Genomic DNA, 26,339 nt, shown 5'->3' on the forward strand with positions numbered 1-26,339 from the left:
CTTGCGCATAAGGGATGATGAGCGCCTTTATCGCCGCCTTGCCGATGTATGATTGGCCCGAGGTCCGCTCCGAGACCGACGCCCAATGGGCGGCGCTGGCCGGGCGGCTGCACGCGGCCGGCGTGGACGCGCCGGCGCAACTCGTGCGGCGCAACGCCGACATGCCGGCGGTGCCGGGCGGCATCCGCGACGCCGCCGGGGCGCTGATCGCGCCCGATCCGGCCACCCTGTCGCCGGACGGGCTCGATTTCGCCACGCTGTGGCGCCATCCGCGCCTGCTCCTTGCCCAGACCTGCTGGGGGCCGATGGAGGCGACAGGGCTCGCCGCCCATGTCGGCGTCGTCGGCCAGCCGGACTATTCCCCTTTCGAGGGCGGGGCGGGGCCGTTCTATTCGAGCGCCGTGCTGATGCGGCGCGGCGAGGCCGCTCCCGTCGCCGCGCCGGGCGACGGCCGGGCCGTGCTGCCGCTTGAGCGGCTGCGGGGCCGGCGGCTGGCCTTCAACGAAACCGCGTCGATGTCCGGCCTGATCGCGCTTGCCCGCGACCTTGCCGCCGCCGGCGAACGCCTTTACATCTTTGGCGACCGCATCGAGACCGGCGGCCACCGCGCCTCGATCGAGGCCGTCGCGGCGGGCCGGGCGGATATCTGCGCCGTCGACTGCCGGAGCTGGCATTTGGCGAAGCGGTTCGAGCCGGCCGCCGCCGGCCTCGTCCCGGTCGGCTGGACCGGTCGGCGCCCGGGCCTGCCCTACATTTCGGCGGCCGCGCTGGCGCCCTTGCACGCGCGCATAGCCGGCGCGATCGCCGCCGGCGGGCCGGATCAGCCGTTCAGCCGCGCGTCGAGCGGGTAGGCGGAGAGTTTTTCGAACCCGGCCTCGGTGATCAGCACCTGCTCTTCCAGCTTCACGCCCTCGTGGCCGCCGAGCCGGCCGGTATAGCTTTCAACGCACAACACCATGCCCGGCACCAATGTCTCGTCGGCGGGAATGTCGGGCTCGACGTCGTCGCGATAGGGAATGGTCGGGTATTCGTCGCACAGTCCGACGCCGTGATAGAGGCAGCCATAGCGGTTGGGCAGGCAGTCGGCCGGCAAGGATTTCGCCGTCTCCCACAAGTCGCGGAACGACAGGCCGGGACGCAGCAATTCCATATTGTAGGCGACCTGGTCGGCGGCGATCCGGTAGAGCGCGCGCTGCTCGTCGGTGGGGGCGCCGTCGCCGGCGAGCCAGGTGCGCGACAGGTCGGCGCAAAAACCGTACGGGCCGATCAGGTCGGTGTCGAAGGCAACGAGATCGCCCGCCTCGATCGGACGCGCGGAGGATTCCTGGAACCAGGGATTGGTGCGCGGGCCCGAGGCCAGCAGCCGGGTCTCGATCCATTCGCCGCCGCGCACGATGTTGCCGTGGTGGAGCAGCGCCCACAGATCGTTCTCGCTCATGCCGGGTCGCAGGCCGGCCTCCATCTCGGCCATGGCGCGCTCGCAGGCCACGACCGCGCGGCGCATGCACACGATCTCGTCGGCGGACTTGACCGCGCGGGCGCGCTCGATCACCTGCTGGCCGTCATGCACCTTGATGCCGCGCGCGATCAGTGCTGCATGGGCGCCGGGCTGCAGGCAGTCGATGGCGATGCGGCGATTGGTGCCGCAGGTCTCGGCGACGAGGGCGGCGACCTCGTCGGCCCAGCGCCCGATCCGCTCCTCGATCAAATCGCCGCCATACATGAAGATCGTCGACAGGCAGGGCCGGACCTCGTCGACCACGCCGGCATGGTCCGACAGATGTTCGCTGTGGTGATAATCGTAGAGGATCACCGGACCGTCGGTCGCCACGAAGCAGAAGCGGGTGGCGTTGTGCGTCACCCAAAGCTGCATATTGGTGGAATCGGTGGCGTAGCGGATGTTGACGGGATCGTAGACGAGCAGTCCGGCATAGTCGCGGCGCGCGAGCTCGGCGCGGATGCGCTCGAGCCGGTAGGTGCGCATGGCCGCCAGGTCGGGTGCCGGAATGCCGGCGGCCGCCCATTCGCCCTCGGCGAGCGCGCCGTAGCCGAGCACGTGCTGGTTGAGGGCGGCGGCCTTGTCGCGGGCGGCGCGCAACAGCGCCGCATCGGGCTGGCCGGCGATCGCCGCATCGTCCGGCGAAAACGGCATGATCTTGCGATGACGGCCGAAAAGGCCTTTGGCATCAGAAGTTTCCATGTCTCCTCCTGACAAGGAGACTGGCGGCACTTTCGGCGCCCGGCAATGCGCAAAGCCGACATGAACTGCCCGGATTCGGACCTTCGCGCGCCGGCGTGCGATCGCGCGGACGTCTGCCGCGTGCCGCCGCTTCAGGCCCTTTTTGCCCGCCCGCCGCCGGCCTTGCCTTCCGGCTTGATGCGGATGCGCAGCGCGCCGCCCTCGGGATGGTCGATCTCGAAGGCGTTGGTCTTGCGCACCAGGTCGGACAGTTTGCGAAACCCGTAGGTGCGGGGATCGAAATCGGACGCCAGATTGGCCAGATGCGTGCCCACCGCGCCCAGCGGCACCCAGCCGTCGTCGCTGTCCATCTGCTCGATCACCTTGGTGATGATCGGGGTCGCAGCGCTCGGCGGCTGCAGCGGCTTGGCCTTTTCGGCGTCGGGTTCCTGATTGGCGGCGGCGCCCGGCAAGAGGTTTTCGGTATAGATGAAGCGGCGGCAGGCTTGACGGAAACTTTCCGGCGTCTTGCGCTCGCCGAAGCCGTAGACGTCCACGCCCTGTTCGCGGATGCGGGCTGCGAGCCGGGTGAAGTCGCTGTCGGACGACACCAGGCAGAAACCGTCGAACCGGCCGCTGTGCAACAAATCCATGGCGTCGATCACCAGCGTGATGTCGGAGGCGTTCTTGCCGGTCGTGTAGGCGAATTGCTGGTGCGGAATGATGGCGTGACGGGCCAGGATGTCGGCCCATCCCTTGGAGCGTGTGCCGGAAAAATCGCCATAGATGCGCCGCACGCTGGCCTCGCCGATCTTGGCGATTTCGTCGAAAAGGCCGTCGGCGATGCGCGCCGAGGCGTTGTCGGCGTCGATCAGTACGGCGAGGCGGGGCGAGCGGGTGTCGTTGGTCATGCTGGTATCCGTCGAGTCGGGGCCGGTTTGAAGGCGCAACAGACACCAGATGCGCCCGCGTCGCTACCCCCTCATCTTGTCGCCGCCGGGATCGAACGGCGGCTCGACCGTGATGCGCGCCGGCCGCCGCTCGCCCAAAATCTCGATCTCGAACAGGCTTTCGCTCTCCTGGTCGGCGAGTGCCGCCGGTACGTAGGCCTGCGCCATCGACAGCCCGACATGATGGGCGTAGCCGCCCGACGTCACCCAGCCGACCACGCTCCAGTCGCCGTCGTGGATGCCGCGCACCGAAGAGGCGCCGTGATCGGCCTTGGAGAGCCGGGTCTCGGCGCCGCTGGCGTCGAAACGCGGCGCGCCGTAGCCGTGCGGCGGCTGGATCGTGCCGAAATCCTTGCCTTTAACGCGGGCCCAGACCGGCTCGTCGCCCATCACGTCGGCGTCGAGCGCGTCGATGATCATCGAGACCCGCCGCAGTTTGGGGCCGGCTTCCTGCTCCCTGGCGGCCGCGTCGCGGCCGATGAAGTCGTTCTTTTCCAGCTTGACGAAACGCTCCATCGCGCCCTCGAACGGCCCGTAGATCGGTCTGAGCTCGCGGAACCAGGTCGGAAAGTTCTTTTCAAGCCGCATCGACAACAAAGCGCGCATGCCGAAATCGGCGATGCCGTAGTCCGCGCCGGCGTCCTTGATCGCCTGATAAACCAGGCGTTCATAGGCCGGCGGCATCCAGATCTCGTAACCGAGATCGCCGGTATAGGTGACGCGGTTGACCATGCAGGGCGCGCCGGCAACCGCCATTTCGCGGAAATCCATGAAGCGGAAGGCCGCGTTGGAGACATCCTCGTCGGCCAGTTTTTGCAGCACGTCGCGGGCACGCGGCCCGGCGATCGACAGGCCGACCAGGGTCTGGTCGAAGCGGTGGATACGCACCGACCCGTCGCTGGGCAGGTGTTTTTCGAACCAGCGCATGTGGTAGATGGCGGCGGCCGAGGACCCCCAGATCATAAAACGCTCGTCGCCGGCCTTGGCGATGGTGAAATCGCCGATCAGCCTGCCGAATTCGTTGAGCATCGGGGTCAGCACCAGACGCTCTCTTTTTGGCATGCGATTGGTCATCAGCCGGTTGAGAAAGTCTTCCGCGCCCGGGCCGGTGACCTCGTACTTGGCGAAATTGGCGATCTCGGTCACGCCGACACGCTCGCGCACGGCACGCACCTCGCGACCGACATGCTCGAAATCGTTGGAGCGATGGAAGGAGACGATATCTTTTGCTTCCGTGCCCTCGGGCGCGAACCAGAGCGGTGTCTCCAGCCCCCAGGAATCGCCCATGACGGCGTTGTTGTCGCGCACCATCACGTCGTAGAGCGGCGTTGTCTGCGCGGGGCGGGCGGCCGGCAGCTCCTCGTTGGGAAAGCGGATCGAAAAGCGCCTGGAATAGTTTTCGCGCACTTTGGCGTTGGTGTAGCGCAGGCTCGCCCACTCGCCGAAGCGGGCGACGTCCATGCCCCACACGTCGAAGCCCGGATCGCCGTTTACCATCCAGTTCGACAGGGCCAGCCCGACGCCGCCGCCCTGCGAAAACCCGGCCATGACCGCGCACGCCACCCAATAATTGGTCAGCCCCTGAACCGGGCCGACCAGCGGGTTGCCGTCGGGGGCGAAGGTGAAGGGGCCGTTGATGACCTGCTTGATGCCGGCCTTTTCGATGCCGGGGAAATGCCTGAAGCCGATTTCCAGCGACGGCGCGATGCGGTCGAGATCGGGCTGCAGCAATTCGTGGCCGAATTCCCACGGCGTGGTCTGCGGCGACCACGGTTTGCAGGCCTTTTCGTAGGTGCCGAGCAGGATGCCGTTGCGTTCCTGGCGGGTATAGATCTCGCCCTTGAAGTCGAGCACGCCGACCATTTCGCGCCCGGTCGCGCGGTTGAACGCCTCGACCTCGGGCATCGGCTCGGTCAGCAGATACATGTGCTCCATGGCAAGCAGCGGCAGTTCGAGCCCGACCATGCGGCCGACCTCGCGCGCCCACAGCCCGCCGCAATTGACGACGTGCTCGGCCTTCACCGTGCCCTGTTCGGTGACCACGTTCCAGGTGCCGTCCGCTTCCTGGGTCAGCTCGGTGACGCGGTTTCTCAGCACGATCTCGGCGCCGAGTTTCTTGGCCGCCTTGGCATAGGCGTGGGTAGTGCCGGAGGGATCGAGATGACCTTCGACCGGATCCCACATCGCGCCGACGAAATTCGTCTCGTCCATCAGCGGGAACATCGCCTTGGCTTCCGACGGCGTGATCAGTTCGGTGTCCATGCCGAGATAACGGCCCTTGGCGTGCGCGAGCCGCAGGAAATCCATCCGCTCGGGTGTGTCGGCCATCATCACGCCGCCGGTCAGATGCAGCGAACAGGACTGGCCGGACAGCTCTTCCAGCTCCTTGTAGAGCTGGACCGTGTAGGCCTGGAGCCGGGCCACGTTGGGATCGCCGTTGAGCGTGTGGAAGCCGCCGGCGGCATGCCAGGACGAGCCGGAGGTGAGCTCCGAGCGCTCGATCAGCATCACGTCGGTCCAGCCGGCCCGTGCCAGGTGGTAGAGCACCGAGCAGCCGACGACGCCGCCGCCGATCACAACCGTTTTGACGTGTGATTTCATGATCTTGGTCCTGTGTTTCTCGCAGGATGATTCAGGCGGGAAGGATGATGCTGGCGTACGCCGCGATGGTGGGAGGCGACTTTTCGAAGTGACACCCGCTCTACGCGGGCTTCGGCGAGGTTCGGCATGGCGATACGCGCCTCAAAAATCCGTCGGGGCGCCGCCCTCGGCGATGCGACGGCCGACGAAATCGTTGATCTCCTCCTCGATTGCCGGGTCTATCGGCGGTTTTTCATAAGCGGCGAGCCGTTCCTTCCACAGTGTGTTGGCGCGCTCGATTGCGGTCGGGCTGCCGGCGAGCTGCCAGTTTTCGTAATTGCGCCAGTCGGAGATGATCGGCGCGTAGAAGGCGGTCTTGTAACGCGACTGGGTGTGCGGGGTGCCGAAGAAATGCCCGCCCGGACCGACCTGGCGCATGGCGTCGACGCCGAGCGCGTCCTCCGACAGGTCGAGCGGGGTCATGAATTCGGCCACCATCTGCAAAAGCTCGATGTCGAGCATCAGCTTTTCGTAGGAACATTGCAGGCCGCCTTCGAGCCAGCCGGCGCCATGCATGAGAAGATTGCCGCCGCCTTGGATCGCGCCCCACAGCGAAAACACACTTTCATAGGCGGCCTGGGCGTCGACCGTGTTGGCCGCGCATACATTGGAGGTGCGGTAGGGGACCTTGTAGCGCCGCGCGAGCTGGCCGCCGACGAGCTGGGCTTTCATATATTCCGGCGTGCCGAAGGCGGGCGCGCCCGACTTCATGTCGACATTGGAGGTGAACCCGCCATAACCGACCGGCGTTCCCTTCCTCACCATCTGCGCGAAGGCGAGGCCGGCCAACGCCTCGGCGTTTTGTTCCACCAATGCGCCGGCGACCGTGACCGGGGCCATCGCGCCGGCGAGCGTGAACGGCGTGACGATGACCGCCTGGCCGGCGCCCGCCATCTGGATGATGCCTTCCATCATCGGGATGTCGAGCTTGAGCGGCGAATTGGTGTTGATGATCGTGAAGGTTGAAGGCTCGTCTAGGAGCTGTTCGCGCGAGACGCCGCGCGCGATGCGGGCGATCTCGATGCCGTCGAGATTGCGCTCCTTGCCGAGCGAATAGATGTGGAACGCCTTGTCGGTCAAAAGCGCCAGGTCGCGGATGCATTCGAGGTGGCGGATCGAGGGATGAATGTCGATCGGCTCGACCGGATACCCGCCCGTGCACTGGATGATGTTGTGCTGCTGACCGAGCTTGAGCAGGTTGCGATAATCGACCTGGTTGCCGGGCCTGCGACCGGAATCGGTGTCGCAGCAATTGGGCGCCGAGGCCATCAGCGAAAAGATGACGTTGTTGCCGCCGAAGCGGACATTGTGTTCGGGATTGCGGGCGTGCAGCGTGAATTCCGGCGGACAATGCGCCATATGCTCCATGATCATGTCGGCGTCGAAGCGCACCCGCGCCGATCCCGGGGCGACATCGGCGCCGGCCTTCTTCATCAGCGCGCGCGCCTCGTCGTGCAGCACGTCGAGGCCGATCTCCTTGAGCACATCCAGCGAGGCGAGATGGATCGATTCGAGTTCGTCGTCCGACAGCAGCGCGGTCGGCTGGAAAGGAATGGTGCGTTGACGGAAGGGCGGCTGCTCGATGCCCGCCGCCGCATGTCCCGCGCGCTTGCCCGAGCGCCCGCCGCGCCGCCCGCGCTCGCCGGTCGCTGCGGGAGAGGGCGGCGGGGTTTCAAGGCTCATGCGACGCTCCGGCGTTGTTTCACGGTAGAGGGCATTGTCGCCTATCCGCGCCTAACCGATAGGGGGGGCGGCGACCAGAAGGGCAAGCAAAGCGACATGGCGGCGGTTGGCTTGTAAGACAAATGCGACATCGCCCGCTCCGGCCGGGTGCTAAGGACTGTGGCGGCGCTTGAAGACCCGCGCCATCTCGGGCATCCTTGAGCGATCATGCAGGCTGCGCCTTGGAAATTGCAGAACGCGAGCGCGGCGATCACGCCGTCGCCCCGAACGCGCCACGCCGAGCTCTTGCGGCTGTGCGCGCGTATCGGCTATTCGCCACCCGGCCTTGCCTGAAGTCGCCACCGGCTTTCTGCCGGATCGATTCAAGCAAGGACGACAAAGCCATGACTTATCAGAATTATTCGCTTGCGCAGCTTCGCCAGGCCGACGCCGCGCACCATTTACATCCGTTCACCGATCACAAGGATTTGCGTGCCGCCGGCAGCCGCATCGTCAGCCGCGCCGACGGGCCGTTCGTCTACGACATGGACGGCAACGAGATCCTTGACGGCATGGCCGGGCTGTGGTGCGTTAATGTCGGCTACGGCCGGGACGAACTCGCCGAGGCGGCCTTCGAGCAGATGAGGGAGCTGCCCTACTACAATTCCTTCTTCCGCTGTTCGACGCCGACGCCGGTGCTGCTGGCAAAAAAGCTGGCCGAAATCGCTCCCGACGGGCTCAACCAGGTGTTTTACGGCTCGTCGGGCTCGGAGGCCAACGATACCGCGCTGCGGCTGGTGCGTCATTACTGGGCGCTGGAAGGCAGGCCGGAAAAGAACCGGGTGATTTCGCGCGACTGGGCCTATCACGGCTCGACGATTGCCGGCACGTCGCTCGGCGGGATGGCGGCCATGCACCACCAGTTGCACGGCGCGGTGCCAAACATCGTCCACGTCATGCCGCCTTATGCCTACGAACTGGCCGAGGCGGGCGAAAGCGACGAACAATTCGGTCTGCGCGCGGCGCGCGCGCTCGAAGAGGCGATCCTGGAGGCCGGGCCGGACACAGTCGCCGCCTTCATCGGCGAGCCGGTGATGGGGGCGGGCGGGGTCAAGATTCCGCCGGCGAGCTATTGGCCCGAGATCCAGCGCATCTGCCGCAAATACGATGTCTTGCTGATGCTCGACGAGGTGATCACCGGGTACGGCCGCACCGGCGCCTGGTTCGCGGCCCAGTCGATGGGCATCGAGCCGGACACGATCACCACCGCCAAGGCGCTCACCTCCGGCTACCAGCCGCTGTCGGCGCTGCTGGTCGGCGACCGCATCGCCACGGCCCTGGTCGAGAAGGGCGGCGAATTTTTTCACGGCTACACCTATTCCGGCCATCCGGTCGCCTGCGCGGTGGCGCTCAAGAATCTCGAGATTATCGAGCGGGAAGGGTTGATCGAGCGGGTGCGCGACGAAACCGGGCCTTATCTCGGCCAGGCTTTGAGGGAAAAACTCGGCGATCACGACCTCGTCGGCGAGGTTCGCGGCTTCGGCTTGCTGGCGGCGGTCGAGATCGTCAAGGACAAGAAGACCAAGACGCGTTTCGACCCGGTCGGGCGCGCGGCCGGACTCGTCCGCGATCACGCGATCGCCAATGGGCTGATGATGCGGGCCGTCAACGACACGATGATCCTGTCGCCGCCGCTGATCTGGACGAAGGAAACGATCGATATGGCCTGCGAACGGATCGCGAAGGCGCTCGACCTGGCGAGGCGGGATTTGCAAGGCGCATAGGGAAAGGTTTCCTGACCCGGTCCGGGTCTGCCGTCCCTTATGGGAGGAGCGCGCGGGACGGTCGGATGAGGGACCAATGTGGACAACGGAGACTTTTCATGGCCAATCCGCCGATCGTCAAACCCATCGACTACGCGGACGCATCGCCCGAGGTTCGCGCCGTCTATGACGACATCATGGCGACCCGCAAAACCGACTGGATCAACAATTTCTGGAAGGTGTTGGCGCACGACCCGGCGCAGCTGAAGCGTGTGTGGGAAGGCCTGAAGGCGGTGATGGCGCCCGGCGCGCTCGATCCGCTCACCAAGGAACTGATCTATGTCGCGGTGTCGGCGACCAATGGCTGCGAATATTGCAGCTACTCGCACACGGCCGCCGCGCGCGCCAAGGGCATGAGCGAGGCGATGCTGATGGAGCTCCTCGCCGTGGTCGGCATGGCGAACGAGACCAACCGGCTTGCCAACGGGCTGCGTCCGCCGGTCGACACGGCTTTTTTGCCGAAGGGCTGAAGAAGGCCGGGCCGGCAAAGCACGGACGAGGCATGCGAAAACCGCGTTCTTCCGGCCTGGAAGAACGCGGTTTTGCGAGATACGCAGGCATTTCGCGACAACTGACACGCTTGCGAAACGTACAGCTCCGGTACGCGAGACCTGATCCGGAGCGGAGGGCGGCCTTGCGCAACCGCCTCGTGAACCGTTCTAGCCCGACATCGTTACCGCGCGGTTAGCAAGCACTTAAGCAAGTCTAAATTCGGTGTTTTTTCCGGTTAAGGCGCCTGGAAAAATTTCCGCCGCGGGATTGCATCGCACGACGGGACGGTGTGGCGGGGCGATCGCCGCTGCTTGCGCGGCTCAATCGGTGTCGCCGCGCAGAAAATTGATGATGCCGGAGAAATCGTCGCCGCCATGGCCCCGGGCGTTGAACAGCGCGTAAAGCTGGGCGGCTTCCGCGCCCATCGGCGTGACGGCGCCGGCGGATGCGGCGGCCTCCTGGGCAAGGCGCAGATCCTTCAGCATCAGCGCTGCGGCGAAGCCGGGTTTGTAGTCCTTGTTGGCCGGCGAGGCCGGCACGGGGCCGGGCACGGGACAATAGGAGGTGATCGACCAGCATTGTCCCGACGAGGTCGAGGCGACGTCGAACAGGGCCTGGTGCGACAGGCCGAGCTTTTCGGCGAGCACGAAGGCCTCCGACACGCCGATCATCGAAATGCCGAGTATCATATTGTTGCAGATCTTGGCCGCCTGGCCGGCGCCGGGCCCGCCGCAATGCACGACGCGGCCGGCCATCGGTTCCAGGATCGGCTCGGCGCCGGCGAAGGCGGCGTCGGCACCGCCGGCCATGAAGGTCAGGGAGCCGGCGGCCGCGCCCGCCGTGCCGCCCGACACCGGGGCGTCGACCGACAGCATGCCGTGTTCTTCGGCGATCGCATGCGCCTTGCGGGCGGAGTCCACGTCGATGGTGGAGGAATCGATGAACAAGGTGCCCGCGCGCGCGCCGGGCACTACATCCTCGTAGACCGCAATCACATGCTTGCCGGCCGGCAGCATGGTGACGACCACATCCGCGCCCTTCACCGCGGCTGCCGCGTTGGCCATGATCGTGACGCCGTTTTCCTTGGCCACCGCCAGATTGTCGGTCACGAGGTCGTAGCCGCGGACCTGATGACCGGCCTTGACGAGATTGGCGGCCATCGGGTTGCCCATATTGCCGAGGCCGATGAAGGCGATGGTGGTCATGTCGGGGTCTCCTCCGGATATGCGAAATGCGGATAGTCGGTCGATGATGAAACGCGCACAAGCGCGCGCCCGGCAAGCAGGCTATGGGCCCGCCCGGTGCGGCTGCCCGGCGGCTATCGGCCGACCAGGTGCCGGGCGATGATGACGCGCATGATCTCGTTGGTGCCTTCGAGGATCTGGTGAACCCGCAGGTCGCGCACCAGCTTCTCGACGCCGTATTCGTGCAGATATCCGTAGCCGCCATGGATCTGCAGCGCCTCGTTGGCGATCTCGAAGCCGGCATCGGTGACGAAACGCTTGGCCATGGCCGACCATTTCGAGGCATCGTGGGTCTTGCGGTCGAGCCGGGAGGCGGCGGCGTAGAGCAAAAGCCGGGCAGCGTTCAGGTCGGTCTCCATGTCGGCGAGCTTGAACTGCAGCGCCTGGAACTGGTCGATCGTCTTGCCGAATGCCTTGCGTTCGCCGGCATAGGCGAGCGCCTTGTCGAGCGCCGACTGCGCGCCGCCGAGCGAGCAGGCGGCGATGTTGAGCCGGCCGCCGTCGAGCCCGGCCATGGCGATCTTGAAGCCGGCTCCTTCGCCGGAGAGCAGGTTTTCGGCCGGCACCTTGCAATCCTCGAACACGACCTGGCGTGTCTCCTGCATGTGCCAGCCCATTTTGCGCTCGTCATTGCCGAAGGAAAGCCCCGGCGTGCCCTTTTCGACCACGAAGGTCGACACACCCTTCGGGCCGTCCTCGCCGGTGCGCGCCATCACCACGTAGAGGTCGTTGCCGCCGGCGCCGGAGATGAACTGCTTGGTGCCGTTCAGCACATAGTCGCTGCCATTGCCGCCGGCGCGCGCGGCCCGGGTCTTGAGCGCGGCGGCGTCGGAACCCGAGCCCGGCTCGGTCAGGCAGTAGCTGGCCAGCAATTCCATCGAGCACAGCCGTGGCAGGAATTTTTGCCGCTGTTCGTCATTGCCGAACATGTCGATCATCCATGCCGCCATGTTGTGGATGGAAATGAAGGAGGAAAACCCGGGGCAGGCATGAGCCAGCGCCTCGAAAATCAGCACCGCGTCGAGGCGGCCGAGCGCGGAGCCGCCGACATCGTCGCCGACGTAAATGCCGCCGAAGCCAAGTGGCCCGGTCTCGCGCACCACGTCGGTGGGGAAATGCGCGTCGCGGTCCCAGTCGAGCGCATGCGGGGCGACCTTGTCGGCGGCGAAGCTCTGCGCCATCTCCTGGATCGCGCGCTGGTCCTGGTTGAGTTCGAACTGGCCTGCGGCGGCGTCGACGATCGCGTCCATCTGGTCCTCCCGGAAACGGTGTTCACCCGTCCTGAGAGGCCAATCTAGACCAATGAGGAGCCCGCGCAACTCGACGGTCGACAATCCGATGTGCGAATTCGCGCATCCGGGGTGCGGATTCTGGCCAAGCCGGCAACAGCGCAGTCAACGCAGCGACCGGCGGCCGGATGTCGACCGGACTATGGGCTTTAGGCGCGGGCGTACCAGGCGAGAATGGCCGGCATGTTGTGCTCGAAACCGCCCGGCAGGAACAGGTTGAACAGCCCCGCGCGTCGATCGCCGCGGTTTTCGAAATCATGCGTGATGCCGGCAGGGACAAGGACGAAAGTGCCCTTGTCGGCCTCGATCCAGTTGTCGCCGACCCGGATCGAGGCGGTTCCCTCGACGACGTAGAAAATTTCGTCATTGTCGGCATGGCTGTGCGGGCCGGGTCCCGCGCTTCGCGGGGCGAGCCACCATTCCGAAGCGCTGAAGCGGCCGCCGCTCTCCACGCCGTCGGCCTTGAAGACGGCGCGCATCGTCGGCATGTCGTAGCCGCGGCCCTCGCCGGGGCCAAGTACGACCGCGCCGGCCGGCAGGGCAGTGGTGTCCTCCATCGCCTCACTCCGCCGGTTCGTGGGCTTTCGGCCAATAAGTGCCGAAAGCCCAGATATTGCCCTCGGGATCGCGGCAGACGATCTCGCGGCTGCCATAGTCGCGCTCGACCGGCCCCTCGACGATCTCGGCACCGGCCTTGGCGGCCCGCGCGCACAGGGCGTCGACGTCGTCTACGGCGATATAGAGCGATTTGCCGCCGGCACCGTCGGGGGCGCCGACCAGATCGCCATAGGCGCTGTCGCGCATGTCGCCGCACATGATCATCGACGAGCCGAAGGCAAGCTGGGCGTGGACGACCGTGGCGCCGTCCATATATTTGGCGTGCACGGTGAAGCCGAAGGCCTCGCATAGCCAATCGATCATTCTTGAAGCGTCACGAAAACGCATGGCGGGAAAGATGCGCGGGGCTTCGATGGCGGTGAAGGTTTGCATGACCGTGCTCCTGGCGTTGCGATGGCATCATCCATCGCAGAAGCCGGCCGGTCGGTCTTGAAGAAATGTTACCTTCGGCCGGCGGTCACGCGCGGCGGTTCCGCATCCCCCGCTGTCCTTCAAGTGGCGGGCCGGCCGCAATCAGCGGCGCACGACCACGCGCATGTTCTTCAACCCCTCGCGCTGGGTCAGCCGGAACAGGATCGCGGCGTTGGAGGGATGCAGCCGGATGCAGCCGGCCGAGGCCGGGCGGCCAAGCCGTTTTACCGCATTGGTGCCGTGGATGGCGTAGTTGCCGCTGTAGAAAATCGAATAAGGCATCGGCGCGTTGTTGTAGCGGCTCGATCGGTGGTGGCGCGACAGCCATTTGGCCCGCCAAGTGCCGACCGGCGTCACCTTGCCGCGCCGTGCGGTCGACACCTTCCAGCGATATTTCACCACACCGCGGTGCACGACCGTCATCGTCTGCGACGACAGGTCGACCCGCGCCTCCAGCCGAGCGGCGTGTGCGTCCGCTGGCGTGGCGAGCATGAGGAAACCGACAAAAACCAAGGAAAACAGATAGCGAAACATGAACTCGACCCCGCCCTTACAGGAACAATTTCAAGACCCTATAACAGGTTGGGGTTTCCTTCCCGTTATCGGCGCTTCAATTTTTCGTCAGACCCCGCCGCCGGTTCGTCCACAGCTTGTCCACAAGGTTGCCGTTACGTCAAGGTGCCGAGACTATCCTAGGGTTTCACGCCGGCGGCCTCTGTAAAACTGTTCACTTACCGTTCACGAGCACCGCCTTACGCTGGGTAACAGGGTAAAGTGGCTTGGGGTTGAACGGATGAAAAAACTGGTTCTGACTGTCCTTTCTGCCGTGGCGGTCGTGCTGGCGGCAAGCGGGAGCGGCCTGGCAGCGAGCCTGGTGGCGACGGTCGACGTGTCGGCGCAGACCATGACGGTCAAGAAGCACGGCCGGGTGATTTATCGCTGGAAGGTGTCGACGGCGCGTAGGGGTTATGTCACGCCGCGCGGCCAGTACCGGCCGATCCGCATGCATCGGATGTGGCATTCGCGCAAATACGATATGTCGCCGATGCCTTATTCGATCTTCTATCACGGCGGCTACGCCATCCACGGCACCAATGCCGTTAATCGCCTTGGCAGGCCGGCCTCGCATGGCTGCGTGCGCCTGCGCACCGCCAACGCGGCCAAACTCTACGCGCTGGTCAAGCAGGTGGGTCCCGGCAATACGCGCATCGTCGTGGTGAACTGACGATCAATCCTCCCCGATCGCGCGCCGCGTCGCCGGCCGGGCGGCGCGGCGTCTTTTCGTCAGGATTTTGGCGGCGCGCACAGGATCGTCGGCTTTGTCGTGAAAAGTGCCGGTGTCGTCCATTCCCTTGTACCTGAGTCTTGTATAAGACTTGCGTGAAAGGGAGTGCCCATGAGTCCTCAACCACGCCTTGCGCTGTCCAACCCGGTCGGCGACGAGGTGCGCAAGACCACCTGCTATATGTGCGCCTGCCGATGCGGCATCGACGTCCATCTCAAGGATGGCAGGATCCGCTACATCGAAGGCAATCGCGATCACCCGGTCAATCGCGGCGTGCTGTGCGCCAAGGGGTCGGCCGGCATTATGCAGCATTACGCGCCGGCGCGTCTCGACGGGCCGTTATTGCGAAGCGGTCCGCGCGGCTCTGGCCAGTTCAGGCGTATTTCGTGGGAGGAGGCGCTCGCGCTCGCCACCGAGTGGATGGGTTCCGTGCGTCGTACGGACCCGAAAAAGCTCGCCTTTTTCACCGGCCGCGACCAGAGCCAGGCGCTAACCAGTTTCTGGGCGCAGCAGTTCGGCACGCCCAACTATGCCGCCCATGGCGGTTTCTGCTCGGTCAACATGGCGGCGGCCGGCATCATGACGATCGGCGGCGCGTTCTGGGAATTCGGCGCGCCGGACTGGGAACGTACCAAGCTCTTCGTCCTGTTCGGGGTCGCGGAAGACCACGATTCCAACCCGCTCAAGCTCGGCATTTCCAAACTGAAGAGCCGTGGCGCGCGGTTCGTGTCGGTCAATCCGGTGCGCACCGGCTATTCGGCCATCGCCGACAACTGGATCGGCATTCGTCCCGGCACGGACGGGCTTCTGATCCTGGCGCTGGTCCACGAATTATTGCGCACGCGCCGGATCGATGTCGACTATCTGGTGCGCTACACCAACGCGCCGTGGCTGGTCGTCGATGCGCCGGGCACGGCCGAGCACGGGCTTTTCGCGCGCGACCGCGAGGGCCGGGCGCTGATCTGGGAAACCGTGACCGAGCAGGCGGTTCACCACGATCTCAAGGGCGCGCGCCCGGCGCTCTCGGGCCGCTACGAGCTTGCCGACGGGCGGTTCGCGCGACCCTCCTTCCAATTGCTGGCCGAAAAATATCTGGACGCGGGTTACGCGCCCGATGCGGTCGCCGCCGAAACCGGGGTCGCGGCCGAGACGATCCGCGGGCTTGCCGCCGAGATCGCGCGGGTCGCCTTCGAGGAGGAAGTCTTCGTCGACCAGCCCTGGACCGACATGCATGGCGAACGCCATGACGGTTTCGTCGGTCGGCCGGTCTCCTTCCACGCCATGCGCGGCATTTCGGCCCACTCGAATGGCTTTCAGACCGCGCGCGCGCTGCATCTTTTGCAGGTGCTGATCGGGGCGATCGACTGTCCGGGCGGGTTCCGTTACGAGCCGCCTTATCCCAAGCCGGTCGAGGCGCATCCGCGTCCGCATGGGCGGGCCGAGCATTTCGGCTCCGAGCAGCCGCTGGCCGGGCCGCATCTCGGCTTTCCGCGCGGGCCCGAGGATCTTCTGATCGACGAGAACGGGCAGCCGACGCGCATCGACAAGGCGTTTTCCTGGGACGCGCCGATTTCAGCGCATGGTCTGATGCACATGGTGATCGCCAATGCCCATGCCGGCGATCCCTATCCGATCGACACGCTGTTTCTCTATATGGCCAACATGGCTTGGAACTCGTCGATGAACACCGCCGGCGTCATCGAGATGCTGGAGGACAAGGACGGCGAGACCGGCGAATACCGCATCCCGCGCATCATCGTCGCCGATGCCTATGCCTCCGAGATGACGGCCTATGCCGACCTGGTCCTGCCCGACACGACCTATCTGGAACGGCATGACTGCATTTCGATGCTCGACAGGCCGATCTCCGAGCCGGACGCGGTCCAGGACGCGATCCGCTGGCCGGTGGTCGAGCCCGACCGGGACGTGCGCGGTTTCCAGTCGGTGCTGCTCGATCTGGGCGCGCGGTTGAAATTGCCGGGTTTCGTCGACGCGCGCGGCACGCCGCTTTACCGCAACTACGCCGATTATATCGTGCGCCACGAGCGCCGGCCGGGCATCGGCCCGCTGGCCGGGTTTCGCGGCACGGCGGGTGACCGGGTGGGGCGCGGCGCGATCAACCCGGCCCAGCTCGAGCGCTATATCGAAAACGGCTCGTTCTTCGTCCATCCCGTTCCGGCCGAAGCGCTATATTTCAAGCACGCCAACCGCGCCTATCAGGACTTTGCCGTCAAAATGGGGTTTTTCGACCAACCGCAGCCGGTAATTTTTCAACTTTACCAGGAAAACCTGCAAAAATTCCGACTTTCCGCCGAAGGGCTGCGCGAACCGTTCGCGCCGGAAACGCACCGCGCCCGCATCCTGGACAGTTTCGACCCGCTGCCGGGCTGGTACCGGCCGCTGGAGGAGGCGGCGATCGACCGCGAGCGCTATCCGCTGCATGCCATCACCCAGCGGCCGGCGGCGATGTATCATTCCTGGGGTTCGATGAATGCCTGGCTGCGGCAAATCCATACCACCAACCCGCTCTACGTGCCGGGTGCCGTTTGCGACGCGGCGGGGCTGGTCGATGGCGACTGGGCCTGGGTGATCTCGCCGCACGGGCGCATCAAGGTCGAGGTGGCTCGCATGGAGGCCGTCAACGGCGCGACGGTGTGGACCTGGAACGCGATCGGCAAGCGTAAGGGCGCCTGGGGGCTGCATGAGAACGCGCCCGAAGCCAAGAAGGGTTTTCTGCTCAACCATCTGATCCATGAATTGCTGCCGCCGAAGGGCGACGGGCTGCGATGGTCGAATTCCGATCCGGTCACCGGCCAGGCGGCCTGGTACGATTTGCGCGTCAGGATCGAGAAGGCCGAGCCGGGCGCGCGTTCCGAGCCGCAATTTCGCGCCGTCGAACGGCACGGCAAGGCACCGGACGAATTACGATACGGGCAGGAGTGGAACTCATGACGGCGCTGCCTTCACAGCCTTCCGCCACCAAACTCGGTCTGGTCATCGATCTCGACATCTGCGTCGGCTGTCATGCCTGCGTGGTCAATTGCAAGGAGTGGAACACCGGCGGCTACGGCGCGGCATTGTCGGACCAGGACCCTTATGGCGAACATGTCTCGGGCGCCTGGCTCAACCGCATCCACACGTTCGAGATCGTGCCGGAAGGCGGAGAACTGGTCGGCGAGGCGGGCGAGGCGCGCATCGTGCATTTCCCGAAATCCTGCCTGCATTGCGAGGAGGCGCCATGCGTGACGGTCTGTCCGACCGGCGCCTCCTATAAACGGGCCGAGGACGGTATCGTGCTGGTCGCCGAGGACAAATGCATCGGCTGCGGGCTGTGCGCCTGGGCGTGCCCCTATGGCGCGCGCGAAATGGATCTGGCCGCCGGCGTGATGAAGAAATGCACGCTGTGCGTAGACCGCATCTACAACGAGACCTTTGACGAGGAGGATCGTGTGCCGGCCTGCGTGCGCACATGTCCGGCCAATGCGCGCCATTTCGGCGATCTCGGCGATCCCGCCTCGCAGGTCTCCAAGATGGTCGCCGCGCGCGGCGGCATCGATCTGATGCCGGAGCAGGGCACGCGGCCTGTCAACAAATATCTGCCGCCGCGGCCGCGCACCACGCTCGCCTCGCGTGGGCAAGCCGGGCCTGCCGCCGACGAGGACACCGGTGGCGCGACCGGATTTTTCGCCTGGATCGACACCATGCTGGAGAAGATCTGAATGCATCCCGCATTGTCGATCATCGTTTTCACCACCAGTTCGGGCCTTGGTTACGGGCTCGCCTTCTTTCTCGGATTCGGTCTGCTCGATCCCGCCGCATTCGCCACCAAGGCGGCGCATGTGATTGCCCTCGGCCTGATCTCGGTCGGTCTGTTGTCGTCGACGCTGCACCTCGGCAATCCGCAGCGCGCGTGGCGCGCCTTGTCGCAATGGCGATCGAGCTGGCTGTCGCGCGAGGGCGTGCTGGCGATCGTAAGTTTCGTGCCGCTTTGCCTGTCCGCCTGGTTCGTGATCTTCGAGGGCCGTCATTCCTGGCCAGCCGGGCTGGCCGGTTCGCTCGGCTGTGCGGTGACCGTCTATTGCACGGCGATGATCTATGCCTCCTTGCGGACCGTGGAGGCCTGGCACACGCCGCTCACGCCGGCCGCCTTCCTGGCCTTCGCCGGGGCAGGCGGTGCGATGCTGGCGACGTTTTTTGCCGCGCTCGGCGGCGGAAATGCCGGTCTGACGGCCGTGCTTGCGCTGGTTCTGCTTGTCCTTGCCTGGGGAACGAAACTCGTCTGGCGCCGGCGCCTGCGCGCGCTTTCATCGACCTCGACACCGGAGACCGCGACCGGGCTCGGCGCGCTCGGACGGGTGCGGTTGCTCGAACGGCCGCATGTCACGGAAAACTACCTCACCCGCGAGATGGGTTTTCGCATCGCGCGCAAGCATGCCCGAAAACTGGCCGCCATCGCTTTCGGTCTCGGCGGCGGTGTGCCGTTCGTCCTGCTTGCGGCATCGGCTCTGTTTGCGGCCGAAGGCGGCCTTGGCTGGCCGGTTTTCGCCTTTCTGGCGCTCGCGGCCTACGCGACCGGGATGCTCGTGGAGCGCTGGCTGTTTTTCGCCGAGGCGAGGCACAGCGTGATGAACTATTACGGCAGGTGAACCGGGCTGGGGCGGTGGCGCGGTGCGTCTGCCGCGTCGAACCAGCGGTCCTGCCAGGCTACGAGGTTGTGCGCTTTTTCGCCCAGCGTTTGGCGAGTTTTGCGACATTGGCGGTGAGGGTCTTTTCATCCGGCTTGGCGGGATTGAACGGTCCGCCGTGCCAGGCCTTGAATTCTTTGTGTTCGGGATGCTTTGTGTCGGCCATGGCCTCAACGAACATCTCGTAACCGGGCGGTCCGCCGACGTCCTCGGGCGGGCAATGTCCCGCGATCTCGGTCAGGCGCGGATAGGTTTTGTCGGGATCAGCGGCGGCCTGCGGGGCGGCATGGATATCGTGGTTCCAGTCATCGCCGAAATCGTAGAGATAGGTCAGGCCAGCGTCCCCGGCTTTGCCGAGGGCCTGGATGAGCGTGGTTTTATCCGCGGGCAGGTCCTGCGCGCTTTCGAGGTAATCCGGCATGACCCAGCGTTCGGCCTCCCACTGGTACGGCTCGCCGATGCAGAACTGGTAGAGATGGGCACTTTGCCAGCCGAATGCCGCTTGCAACGTCTGGTGCAGGCGGTCGAGCGGGATGTCGGCGGGGACTTCGAGCGTGCGCGCGACTTTGGGCGCGACATCGCGCAAGGTCACGGCAATTTTGATGATCTGCATGACCGTCCTTTGTCAAGGCGCAGTGTAATTTCACGGCGGTAGCGCGTCGATATCGGACTGCTTATGCCGTTCAATTGGCGGCCCCGGATCGGAAAGGCAAGGACGGGCCGGTGGACCGGATCGCGGGCCATTTGAAGGCTTGTGCCCCTGCTGCTTGAAGACAGCCGCCAAACCGGCGCCCGAAATCCCGGTGGCGCAACGAGTCCGTTTAACGCCGGGGAGATTCTAAAGAAACTCGCGGACCTTCTTGCCGGCCTTGAGCATGCGCAGCGGATTGATGGCGCCGCCTTTGCGCCTGACTTCGTAATGCAGGTGCGGGCCGGTCGAGCGGCCGGAACTGCCGACCTTGCCGACGATGGTGCCGCTTTCGATCTTTTCGCCCTTGCGGACCAGCACCTTGCTCATATGGGCGTAACGTGTGGTCAGGCCGCCGCCATGGTCGATCTCGACCATGCGGCCATAGCCGCCGTTCCATCCTGCCTTCACGACCACGCCGGCGCCGGTGGAACGTACCGGATGGCCGGTGCGGGCGCGAAAATCCATGCCGCTATGATGGGCCGGCCGGCCAAGGAGCGGGTCCTTGCGCACGCCGAAGCTGCTTGTAACGGGCTGGCCGGGCATGGGGTTGCCGATCGGAAACCGTCTTGCCGCGGCCTTGATGGCGTCGAGCGTGTTGAGCGCGTCGTCGAGCTCGACCACTTCGGCCTCGAAAGCCGCCGGCGCCTCGAATGAGACCAACGGCCCGCCGACATCCCTTTCGCCATAGCTGGCGTCGAGCGAAAGGCCCGCGGATTTGAGCGCGTCGGAAATCGATTCGGCCGTCTGGTAGGCATTTTCGGTGAGATCGCGGATGCGCGTGATCTGCTGGGTTTCGATCCGGCGCAAGGACTGGTTGATCTGGACGAATATCCGATCCGCCTCGTCGGCGACCGAACCGGTCGTCAACGGGTCGGGTGCGGCGGCGGCGAAGCCGTCGAGCGCGGTGACGGCGGCGGTTTTTTCAGCCGCCGCCGCGTAGCCCGTCATTGTCGACAAATCGGCGCGCAGATCCGGTTTCTGCGACGGCAATGGCGCGCTCCTGGGAAGGCGTTCGCCGCTGGCGCGTTCGAGCAGGGGGCGCAGCCTTCCGTCGCGGGCGGTGAGTTCGGCCTGGCGTCCCAGAAGCTCCGCGACCTTGTTTTCCATCAATTGCTGATCGAGCAACTGCCGGCTGGTGATCCGGTCGACCTGCGCGCGCAGCGCCGAAATGCGGTCCTCATAGGCCTGCTGAAGCCGTGCCTGGCGCGCGACCGTGGCGCCGATCAGGTCGTCGCGCAGGACCAGATAGGAGGTGGCGAGCAGATAGCCGATGGCAAAGGCGGCGATGACCGAGCCGGCAAGCGCGGCTACCCATGGCCTGACCGTGAAATGGCGTATCTGGTCGCCACGGGCGATGATGACGGTATGCGGTTCCGTGCGTTTGCCGAAAACCGGGGGCGTGCGTGGTTCTGTCACTGATACGAAATCCAGACTGCGCTCAAACTCCACGTCCAGTACACATTATTAGGGTTAATAAACTTTTGCCCGGGGCCCCTCCGGAGCTGGAAAATCCGGCGGTCCTGTCCCCAAATTACGCCCGAGACCGGCTCAGGCGTTCGATGTCGCGGTCAGGGAGCGATAAAACAGCGGCGTCAGTCCGGCTTCGGCCCGTGCGCGGTCGTTGAAGGGCGGCTTGAGGTCGCCGCGAAAATTGGCCCGTACAAGCTCGCGGAAGCGCCGGGCGGGATCGGTGCGCTCGCGGGCGCAATAAAATCGGAACCATTTGGCCCCGATCGCGACGTGCTTCTTCTCGTCGGTGTAGATGATATTGAGGATCGCGGCCGTCTGGCGATCGCCGGTCTCGGTCATCTTGTCGATCAGCGACGGGGTGACGTCGAGGCCGCGCGCCTCCAGGATCAGCGGCACGACCGCCAGCCTGGCATAAAGGTCGTTGCGGGTCTGGTGGGCGGCCTCCCACAGGCCGCCATGCGCCGACAGATCGCCATAGTCGGCGCCCAGTTCGCGCAGCCGCGCTCGCAGCAGCGAGAAATGCTTGGCCTCCTCGAAGGCGACCTGCATCCAGCCGTCGAAAAAGCTAGCCGGCGGGCGTTCGGGCGCGAAACGGGCGACGATGTCGAGCGCCAGGTCGATGGCGTTGAGTTCGATATGGGCAAGCGCGTGGATCAGGGCGATCCGGCCGCGCAGGCTGTTCAGCGTGCGCCTGGCGACCCTGCGGGGATCAACCAGTTCCGGCTTGGCCGGCCGTCCCGGACGATCGGGAACGGGCGGGTCGCCCGGCCGCATGAGGGACATGGTACGCGCCGACCAGCGCGCGTGCACGGCGCGCACAATCGCCACCTTGCGGTCGAGGTCGGGCGCGGCAACTGCCTCGACGCAACCGCCGCGGAGGCTGTCGAAACTGTCGTCACCGGCAGTCTTCGCCACAGCGGCCGGCGGGCTCACAGCGCTCTCGTGGCCTCAAGCACCGCGGCGGCGTGGTTGGCGACCTTGACCTTGTTCCAGACCCGCGCGACACGGCCGTCCCTGTCGATCAGGATGGTGGTGCGTTCCACGCCCATGAACTTGCGCCCATACATGCTCTTTTCGACCCACACGCCGTAATCCCCGATCGCGCTCTTGTCTTCGTCGGCGACAAGAATGATCGAAAGTCCGTGCTTTGCCTTGAATTTGTCATGACTTTTTGCGCTATCCGGCGATATTCCGATGACGGTGGCACCGGCTTTTTCGAATTCGGGCAGGAGCGTGGAAAAATCCTTTCCTTCCGTGGTGCAGCCGCTCGTGTCGTCCTTCGGGTAGAAATAGACAATGACGGGCTTTCCACGCAGGTCCGAAAGCCTGAGCGAGCCGCCGCTATCGCGCGGCAGATCGAAGTCGGGTGCCTGCTGGCCGATTTCTGGCTGAGCCATGGACTTGTCCTTTCTTTCTCGGTGACCGGGTTCGCGAAGGCCATATAATGCAATCCATGGATTCGTCCATGCCAAGAGGGCGAGACGGTCGTCGAGGTGAACAAGGGCACCGAAAAACATCAGTGGGTTCGGTTTCGGCGCGAGGATATCCGCGCGCTGGATTCCTTGCCGTCGGCCGCCTCGCTCGAAGAGCGGCCGCGCCGCGCGCGCCGTTTTGTGCCGCGCTGGGCGATGGCCGGGCTGATCGCGGGTTTTGTGATCGTGGCGGCCGCGCTGGGGGCGCTCTATCTCGCCGGCACGATGGGGCTCGGCTCGGAGCGATTGCGCGACGAGGCGCAGAAGGCGTTGTCGTCGACCCTGGGCGTTCCGGTCGAGCTGTCGTCTGGTCCGGCGCGGTTTTCGCTGAGTGGCGGCCGGTTCATCGCGCTGGAGGTTCCCGAGGTCAGCGTGTCGATTGCCTCGCAGCACGCCAGTTTCGCCGATATCGGTGCCCTGCGGCTCGGCCTCGACCTGGGCGCGCTGCTGAGCGGACGTCTCGCCATCGACCGGATCGAACTCGGCAATGCCAGGATCGCGCCCGGTGCGCTGCCCGGTGGCGGGGACGGCGACCTCCTTGGCCGCGTGACGAACGCGCATGGGCTGATCGAGCCGGACCGGGTGCTATCGCTCGTCTTCGGCGCGGTCGAGCAAGCGCTCGATATGTTGGGGGCCCGCGCGACGCGCCTGATTTCGCTGAGAAATGTGGAGTTCGCGCTGGATGACAGCCATGCCGTCGTCATCCGCAGCGCCGACCTGACCGGCGACAGTACGGAAATGGTGAGAATCGAGGGCGAGTTCGTCGTGGCGGGCCGGCCACTCACGGTTTCGGCCGAGGCATCGCGTGTCGGCGGCGATCGGCCCGGGCTCGACTTCCAGCTGCGCGCGAATGTCGCGCCGGCGCCCGCGGCCGGGCAAGCCGGCGACAAGGCTGAGCCCGCCGCGTCGCCGCTGGTGGAGGGCAGCGGTGTCGTAACCCTGAAAGGCACGCGCTCGGCGCTCGGCGGGCCGGATCGTCTGCAGGTCGGCCTCGCGACGGCCGACCTGGTCGTATCGGTGCCCGACAGCACGCCGGTCAGCGGCAAGGTCGACATCGCGGCGGCTTTGGTCGCGGGAACGGGAAAGGTCGAGTTCAGCCGGATCGACGTCCGCACGGGACGGTCGCGTTTCCTGTTCAACGGGGCGGCCGGGCCGGTTCCGGATCCCAAGCCGGGAAGCGAACCGGCCTATCGTTACGAGTTCGTCAGCGACCAGTCGCGCGCCGCCGTTGCGGACGTGCCGGAGCCGAGCCTGACATTTCTTGCTCGGCTCGCCGGCCGCTACCGTCCCAAAACCGGCTTGCTGACCGCCTCCGAGATCGGAGTGCGTACCGGTCGAGGGGAATTGTTGGCCCGCGCCTCGATGCGGTTTTTCGCCGACATGGCGCCGTCGATCGTGTTTGCCATGGACGTGCCGTCGATGCCGGTCGCCCATGTCAAGCAATTGTGGCCGACGGAAACCGCGCCGGGCGCGCGCGCCTGGGTGATCGCGAACGTCTTCGGCGGGACAATCACCGACAGCCATGTGCGCCTGAAAGTGGAGGCCGGCCGTCTGGGCAACGGCGTCGCGCTGTCGGGCGAGGAGGTGAACGGGCGCTTCCGTGTCGAGGATGCGCGCTTCGACATCACCGGCGACCTGCCGCCCGTGCGCGACGCGTTCGGCACCGTCGATTTCCGGGGCAACGCAGTCGATATAACACTCGATTCGGGGACCGTGTTCATGCCGACCGGGCGCACGGTCGCCGCAAGCAACGGAACCTTCGGGATCGCGGATGCGGGCGCCCACCCCTTGATCGGCACAATGCAAATCGACGTTTCCGGCATCGCCCCTTCGATCATCGAGTTCGCGTCCTACAAGCCGATCGACGCGATGCGCCATTTGCGTTTCGAACCGACGGATTTTTCTGGCGATGTCAGCGGACAGGTCTGGGCGGAGATCCCGCTGCAGAAGGACGTTCCGATCGAAAGCCTCGACTGGAAAGTGTCGCTCGACTACCAGGGCCTGGCCCTGGCCGAGCCGATCGACGGCCAGCAGGTGAGCGAGGCGCAGGGATCGATCGTGGTCGATCCGCAAAAGGCGGTCATCGAGGCCAAGGCGCGCCTCAACGGTCTTCCGGCGACAATCAGCATGACGGAGCCGCTCGACAGCGCCGCGCCCGGTCGTGCCCGCGACATCACCTTGACCCTCGACGATGCGGCCCGCGAGAAGATCGCGCCGGAACTCAACGAGATGCTCTCCGGCGAGATCAACCTCGATGTGTCGGTGGAAGAGGGCGGTGCGCAACGGATCGTGGCCGATCTGACGAAGGCGCGGCTGCAATTTCCCTGGGTGGGCTGGAGCAAGGGTGCCGGCGTGCCGGCCAAGGCGAGCTTCGTCCTGGAGACGGATGGCAGCTCGACGCGCCTGTCGGACTTCCACCTGTCCGGCAAGAGTTTTGCCGTAGATGGCGACGTGAGGCTCGACAACGGCAGCCTGGCGAGGGCCGAGTTCGGCAAGGTCGCCCTCAACCGGGGCGACAATGTCGCGCTGACGATCGTGCGCAAGGGCGGCCGCTACGACATCGCGATCAACGGCAAGGCGTTCGATGCCCGCTCCGTCATCAAGCTCTACCTGTCCGACACCGATCAGGCCGAGGAGAGCGTGGAGCAGATTCCCGTCTCGCTGAAGGCGTCGGTGGACCGGGTGACCGGGTTCGGAGACGAGGTGCTGTCGACCGTGTCGATCGACCTCGCCGGCACCGGCACCGATGTCGGCATGTTGACGATGAAGGCCCAATCGTCGAACGGCGGCAAAATCGCGATCGTCAACGGGACCGACGCCGGTGGCCGCACCGTCACCGTGGAATCGGGCGACGCCGGCGCGGTGCTGCGGTTCTTGAATATCTACGAATATATGCAGGGCGGGACGATCAACCTGGCGCTGGCCGCGCAAGGCAAGGGGCCGCTCAAGGGCCAGATCGACGCGCGCGAGTTCCGGATCGTCAACGAGCCCAAGCTGCGCTCGCTGGTGGCAACGGCTCCGCCGGAGGGCGACGGGCGCAGTCTCAACGAGGCCGTGCGCCGGGACATCGACGTGTCGAAGGCGCATTTCGATCGCGGTTACGCGATGGTGGAAAAGGGCGACGGCTACCTTTCGATCGATCGCGGCATCCTGCGCGGGCCGGTGATCGGCGCGACCTTCCGCGGCCAACTCTACGATACCAAGGGCAATATCGGCATCGCCGGAACCTTCATGCCGGCCTACGGCTTCAACCGGCTTTTCGCGGAGATTCCGCTCCTGGGCCAGATCCTCGGCAATGGCCGCGACCGGGGTCTGATCGGCATCACCTTCAAGCTGTCGGGCAACGCCAAATCGCCGCAGCTTCAGGTCAATCCGATTTCGGTGATCGCACCCGGCATCTTTCGCTCGATCTTCGAGTTTCGGTAGGC

Annotated in this window: 22 protein-coding genes; 9 read left to right on the forward strand and 13 right to left on the reverse strand. The window is 65.5% G+C overall.

The window, feature by feature from the left end:
• Positions 1–17 precede the first annotated feature (17 nt).
• A complete protein-coding gene (locus GN330_RS08485) occupies positions 18–851 on the forward strand; it encodes a phosphate/phosphite/phosphonate ABC transporter substrate-binding protein (RefSeq protein ID WP_156712259.1) in 834 nt (277 codons plus the stop codon).
• On the opposite strand, the gene GN330_RS08490 is transcribed toward GN330_RS08485, so the two are convergent.
• The 4 genes from GN330_RS08490 to GN330_RS08505 all read right to left on the reverse strand — a co-directional run bounded on the left by GN330_RS08490 (position 821) and on the right by GN330_RS08505 (position 7,452).
• The gene (locus GN330_RS08490; protein ID WP_156712260.1) at positions 821–2,200 is read right to left on the reverse strand and encodes a M24 family metallopeptidase; all 1,380 of its coding nucleotides are present in this window, start codon (positions 2,198–2,200) and stop codon (positions 821–823) included. The two genes, GN330_RS08485 and GN330_RS08490, sit on opposite strands and share 31 nt — an antisense overlap.
• A 131-nt stretch (positions 2,201–2,331) precedes the next feature.
• Positions 2,332–3,090 carry an NYN domain-containing protein gene (locus GN330_RS08495; RefSeq protein ID WP_156712261.1) on the reverse strand — a complete coding sequence of 253 codons (759 nt, stop codon included), beginning with the start codon at positions 3,088–3,090 and terminating at the stop codon, positions 2,332–2,334.
• 63 nt (positions 3,091–3,153) lie between these two features.
• Positions 3,154–5,730 carry a GcvT family protein gene (locus GN330_RS08500; RefSeq protein WP_156712262.1) on the reverse strand — a complete coding sequence of 859 codons (2,577 nt, stop codon included), beginning with the start codon at positions 5,728–5,730 and terminating at the stop codon, positions 3,154–3,156.
• A gap of 141 nt (positions 5,731–5,871) precedes the next feature.
• Complete coding sequence (locus GN330_RS08505; RefSeq protein ID WP_156712263.1) at positions 5,872–7,452, reverse strand: trimethylamine methyltransferase family protein; 1,581 nt, start codon at positions 7,450–7,452, stop codon at positions 5,872–5,874.
• A 207-nt stretch (positions 7,453–7,659) separates the two neighbouring features.
• Here GN330_RS08505 and GN330_RS23455 point away from each other — a divergent pair, with 207 nt between their 5' ends.
• The 3 genes from GN330_RS23455 (at position 7,660) to GN330_RS08515 (ending at position 9,724) form a co-directional block, all read left to right on the forward strand.
• Positions 7,660–7,785, forward strand: a complete 126-nt coding sequence (locus tag GN330_RS23455; RefSeq protein ID WP_197435099.1) for a capsid protein — start codon at positions 7,660–7,662, stop codon at positions 7,783–7,785.
• 50 nt (positions 7,786–7,835) lie between these two features.
• The gene (locus GN330_RS08510) at positions 7,836–9,215 is read left to right on the forward strand and encodes an aspartate aminotransferase family protein (RefSeq protein WP_156712264.1); all 1,380 of its coding nucleotides are present in this window, start codon (positions 7,836–7,838) and stop codon (positions 9,213–9,215) included.
• 98 nt (positions 9,216–9,313) lie between these two features.
• The gene (locus GN330_RS08515) at positions 9,314–9,724 is read left to right on the forward strand and encodes a carboxymuconolactone decarboxylase family protein (RefSeq protein WP_156712265.1); all 411 of its coding nucleotides are present in this window, start codon (positions 9,314–9,316) and stop codon (positions 9,722–9,724) included.
• 342 nt (positions 9,725–10,066) lie between these two features.
• Here GN330_RS08515 and mmsB read toward each other — a convergent pair whose 3' ends face one another.
• From mmsB to GN330_RS08540, 5 genes are all read right to left on the reverse strand, one after another.
• Positions 10,067–10,951: a 3-hydroxyisobutyrate dehydrogenase gene (mmsB, locus tag GN330_RS08520; RefSeq protein WP_156712266.1), complete on the reverse strand. Its 885-nt coding sequence runs from the start codon at positions 10,949–10,951 to the stop codon at positions 10,067–10,069.
• A gap of 113 nt (positions 10,952–11,064) precedes the next feature.
• The gene (locus tag GN330_RS08525) at positions 11,065–12,240 is read right to left on the reverse strand and encodes an acyl-CoA dehydrogenase family protein (protein WP_156712267.1); all 1,176 of its coding nucleotides are present in this window, start codon (positions 12,238–12,240) and stop codon (positions 11,065–11,067) included.
• A gap of 188 nt (positions 12,241–12,428) precedes the next feature.
• Positions 12,429–12,836: a cupin domain-containing protein gene (locus GN330_RS08530; protein ID WP_156712268.1), complete on the reverse strand. Its 408-nt coding sequence runs from the start codon at positions 12,834–12,836 to the stop codon at positions 12,429–12,431.
• A gap of 4 nt (positions 12,837–12,840) precedes the next feature.
• Positions 12,841–13,269, reverse strand: coding sequence for a VOC family protein (locus GN330_RS08535; RefSeq protein WP_156712269.1), 429 nt, complete (start codon positions 13,267–13,269; stop codon positions 12,841–12,843).
• A gap of 141 nt (positions 13,270–13,410) precedes the next feature.
• Positions 13,411–13,842 (reverse strand): L,D-transpeptidase, encoded by a 432-nt coding sequence (locus GN330_RS08540; RefSeq protein WP_156712270.1) that lies wholly within the window; start codon positions 13,840–13,842, stop codon positions 13,411–13,413.
• A gap of 259 nt (positions 13,843–14,101) precedes the next feature.
• On the opposite strand from GN330_RS08540, the gene GN330_RS08545 reads away from it, so the two are divergent.
• The 4 genes from GN330_RS08545 (at position 14,102) to GN330_RS08560 (ending at position 19,239) form a co-directional block, all read left to right on the forward strand.
• The gene (locus GN330_RS08545; protein WP_156712271.1) at positions 14,102–14,533 is read left to right on the forward strand and encodes a L,D-transpeptidase; all 432 of its coding nucleotides are present in this window, start codon (positions 14,102–14,104) and stop codon (positions 14,531–14,533) included.
• A gap of 171 nt (positions 14,534–14,704) precedes the next feature.
• On the forward strand, positions 14,705–17,545 hold the full coding sequence (locus GN330_RS08550; protein ID WP_156712272.1) for a molybdopterin oxidoreductase family protein: 2,841 nt from the start codon (positions 14,705–14,707) through the stop codon (positions 17,543–17,545).
• Complete coding sequence (locus GN330_RS08555) at positions 17,542–18,312, forward strand: 4Fe-4S dicluster domain-containing protein (RefSeq protein ID WP_156712273.1); 771 nt, start codon at positions 17,542–17,544, stop codon at positions 18,310–18,312. Before GN330_RS08550 ends, GN330_RS08555 begins: the two co-directional genes overlap by 4 nt.
• Positions 18,313–19,239 carry a dimethyl sulfoxide reductase anchor subunit family protein gene (locus tag GN330_RS08560; RefSeq protein ID WP_156712274.1) on the forward strand — a complete coding sequence of 309 codons (927 nt, stop codon included), beginning with the start codon at positions 18,313–18,315 and terminating at the stop codon, positions 19,237–19,239.
• A gap of 58 nt (positions 19,240–19,297) precedes the next feature.
• Here the strand turns inward: GN330_RS08560 and GN330_RS08565 are convergent, their stop codons facing one another.
• The 4 genes from GN330_RS08565 to GN330_RS08580 form a co-directional block, all read right to left on the reverse strand.
• The gene (locus tag GN330_RS08565) at positions 19,298–19,891 is read right to left on the reverse strand and encodes a plasmid pRiA4b ORF-3 family protein (protein ID WP_156712275.1); all 594 of its coding nucleotides are present in this window, start codon (positions 19,889–19,891) and stop codon (positions 19,298–19,300) included.
• A gap of 225 nt (positions 19,892–20,116) precedes the next feature.
• Positions 20,117–21,385 (reverse strand): M23 family metallopeptidase, encoded by a 1,269-nt coding sequence (locus GN330_RS08570; RefSeq protein WP_343040460.1) that lies wholly within the window; start codon positions 21,383–21,385, stop codon positions 20,117–20,119.
• 132 nt (positions 21,386–21,517) lie between these two features.
• The gene (locus tag GN330_RS08575; RefSeq protein ID WP_343040461.1) at positions 21,518–22,372 is read right to left on the reverse strand and encodes a ferritin-like domain-containing protein; all 855 of its coding nucleotides are present in this window, start codon (positions 22,370–22,372) and stop codon (positions 21,518–21,520) included.
• Positions 22,369–22,836 carry a peroxiredoxin gene (locus tag GN330_RS08580; RefSeq protein WP_156712276.1) on the reverse strand — a complete coding sequence of 156 codons (468 nt, stop codon included), beginning with the start codon at positions 22,834–22,836 and terminating at the stop codon, positions 22,369–22,371. Before GN330_RS08580 ends, GN330_RS08575 begins: the two co-directional genes overlap by 4 nt.
• 96 nt (positions 22,837–22,932) lie before the next feature.
• Between GN330_RS08580 and GN330_RS24105 the strand changes: the two genes are divergently transcribed.
• On the forward strand, positions 22,933–26,337 hold the full coding sequence (locus GN330_RS24105) for a YhdP family protein (protein ID WP_156712277.1): 3,405 nt from the start codon (positions 22,933–22,935) through the stop codon (positions 26,335–26,337).
• Positions 26,338–26,339: the final 2 nt, after the last annotated feature.

The sequence above is a fragment of the Nitratireductor arenosus genome, from assembly GCF_009742725.1.
Lineage (GTDB): Bacteria > Pseudomonadota > Alphaproteobacteria > Rhizobiales > Rhizobiaceae > Mangrovimarina > Mangrovimarina arenosa.

Excerpts from the sequence above, each read along its gene's own strand:
- mmsB (WP_156712266.1), bottom strand. The coding sequence starts at position 10,951 with ATGACCACCATCGCCTTCATCGGCCTCGGCAATATGGGCAACCCGATG.
- GN330_RS08550 (WP_156712272.1), top strand. The coding sequence starts at position 14,705 with ATGAGTCCTCAACCACGCCTTGCGCTGTCCAACCCGGTCGGCGACGAG.
- GN330_RS08510 (WP_156712264.1), top strand. The coding sequence starts at position 7,836 with ATGACTTATCAGAATTATTCGCTTGCGCAGCTTCGCCAGGCCGACGCC.
- GN330_RS08545 (WP_156712271.1), top strand. The coding sequence starts at position 14,102 with ATGAAAAAACTGGTTCTGACTGTCCTTTCTGCCGTGGCGGTCGTGCTG.
- GN330_RS08525 (WP_156712267.1), bottom strand. The coding sequence starts at position 12,240 with ATGGACGCGATCGTCGACGCCGCCGCAGGCCAGTTCGAACTCAACCAG.
- GN330_RS08515 (WP_156712265.1), top strand. The coding sequence starts at position 9,314 with ATGGCCAATCCGCCGATCGTCAAACCCATCGACTACGCGGACGCATCG.
- GN330_RS08500 (WP_156712262.1), bottom strand. The coding sequence starts at position 5,730 with ATGAAATCACACGTCAAAACGGTTGTGATCGGCGGCGGCGTCGTCGGC.
- GN330_RS08490 (WP_156712260.1), bottom strand. The coding sequence starts at position 2,200 with ATGGAAACTTCTGATGCCAAAGGCCTTTTCGGCCGTCATCGCAAGATC.
- GN330_RS08560 (WP_156712274.1), top strand. The coding sequence starts at position 18,313 with ATGCATCCCGCATTGTCGATCATCGTTTTCACCACCAGTTCGGGCCTT.
- GN330_RS08535 (WP_156712269.1), bottom strand. The coding sequence starts at position 13,269 with ATGCAAACCTTCACCGCCATCGAAGCCCCGCGCATCTTTCCCGCCATG.
- GN330_RS08555 (WP_156712273.1), top strand. The coding sequence starts at position 17,542 with ATGACGGCGCTGCCTTCACAGCCTTCCGCCACCAAACTCGGTCTGGTC.
- GN330_RS08485 (WP_156712259.1), top strand. The coding sequence starts at position 18 with ATGAGCGCCTTTATCGCCGCCTTGCCGATGTATGATTGGCCCGAGGTC.
- GN330_RS08495 (WP_156712261.1), bottom strand. The coding sequence starts at position 3,090 with ATGACCAACGACACCCGCTCGCCCCGCCTCGCCGTACTGATCGACGCC.
- GN330_RS08580 (WP_156712276.1), bottom strand. The coding sequence starts at position 22,836 with ATGGCTCAGCCAGAAATCGGCCAGCAGGCACCCGACTTCGATCTGCCG.
- GN330_RS08505 (WP_156712263.1), bottom strand. The coding sequence starts at position 7,452 with ATGAGCCTTGAAACCCCGCCGCCCTCTCCCGCAGCGACCGGCGAGCGC.
- GN330_RS08565 (WP_156712275.1), bottom strand. The coding sequence starts at position 19,891 with ATGCAGATCATCAAAATTGCCGTGACCTTGCGCGATGTCGCGCCCAAA.
- GN330_RS08540 (WP_156712270.1), bottom strand. The coding sequence starts at position 13,842 with ATGTTTCGCTATCTGTTTTCCTTGGTTTTTGTCGGTTTCCTCATGCTC.
- GN330_RS08530 (WP_156712268.1), bottom strand. The coding sequence starts at position 12,836 with ATGGAGGACACCACTGCCCTGCCGGCCGGCGCGGTCGTACTTGGCCCC.
- GN330_RS23455 (WP_197435099.1), top strand. The coding sequence starts at position 7,660 with ATGCAGGCTGCGCCTTGGAAATTGCAGAACGCGAGCGCGGCGATCACG.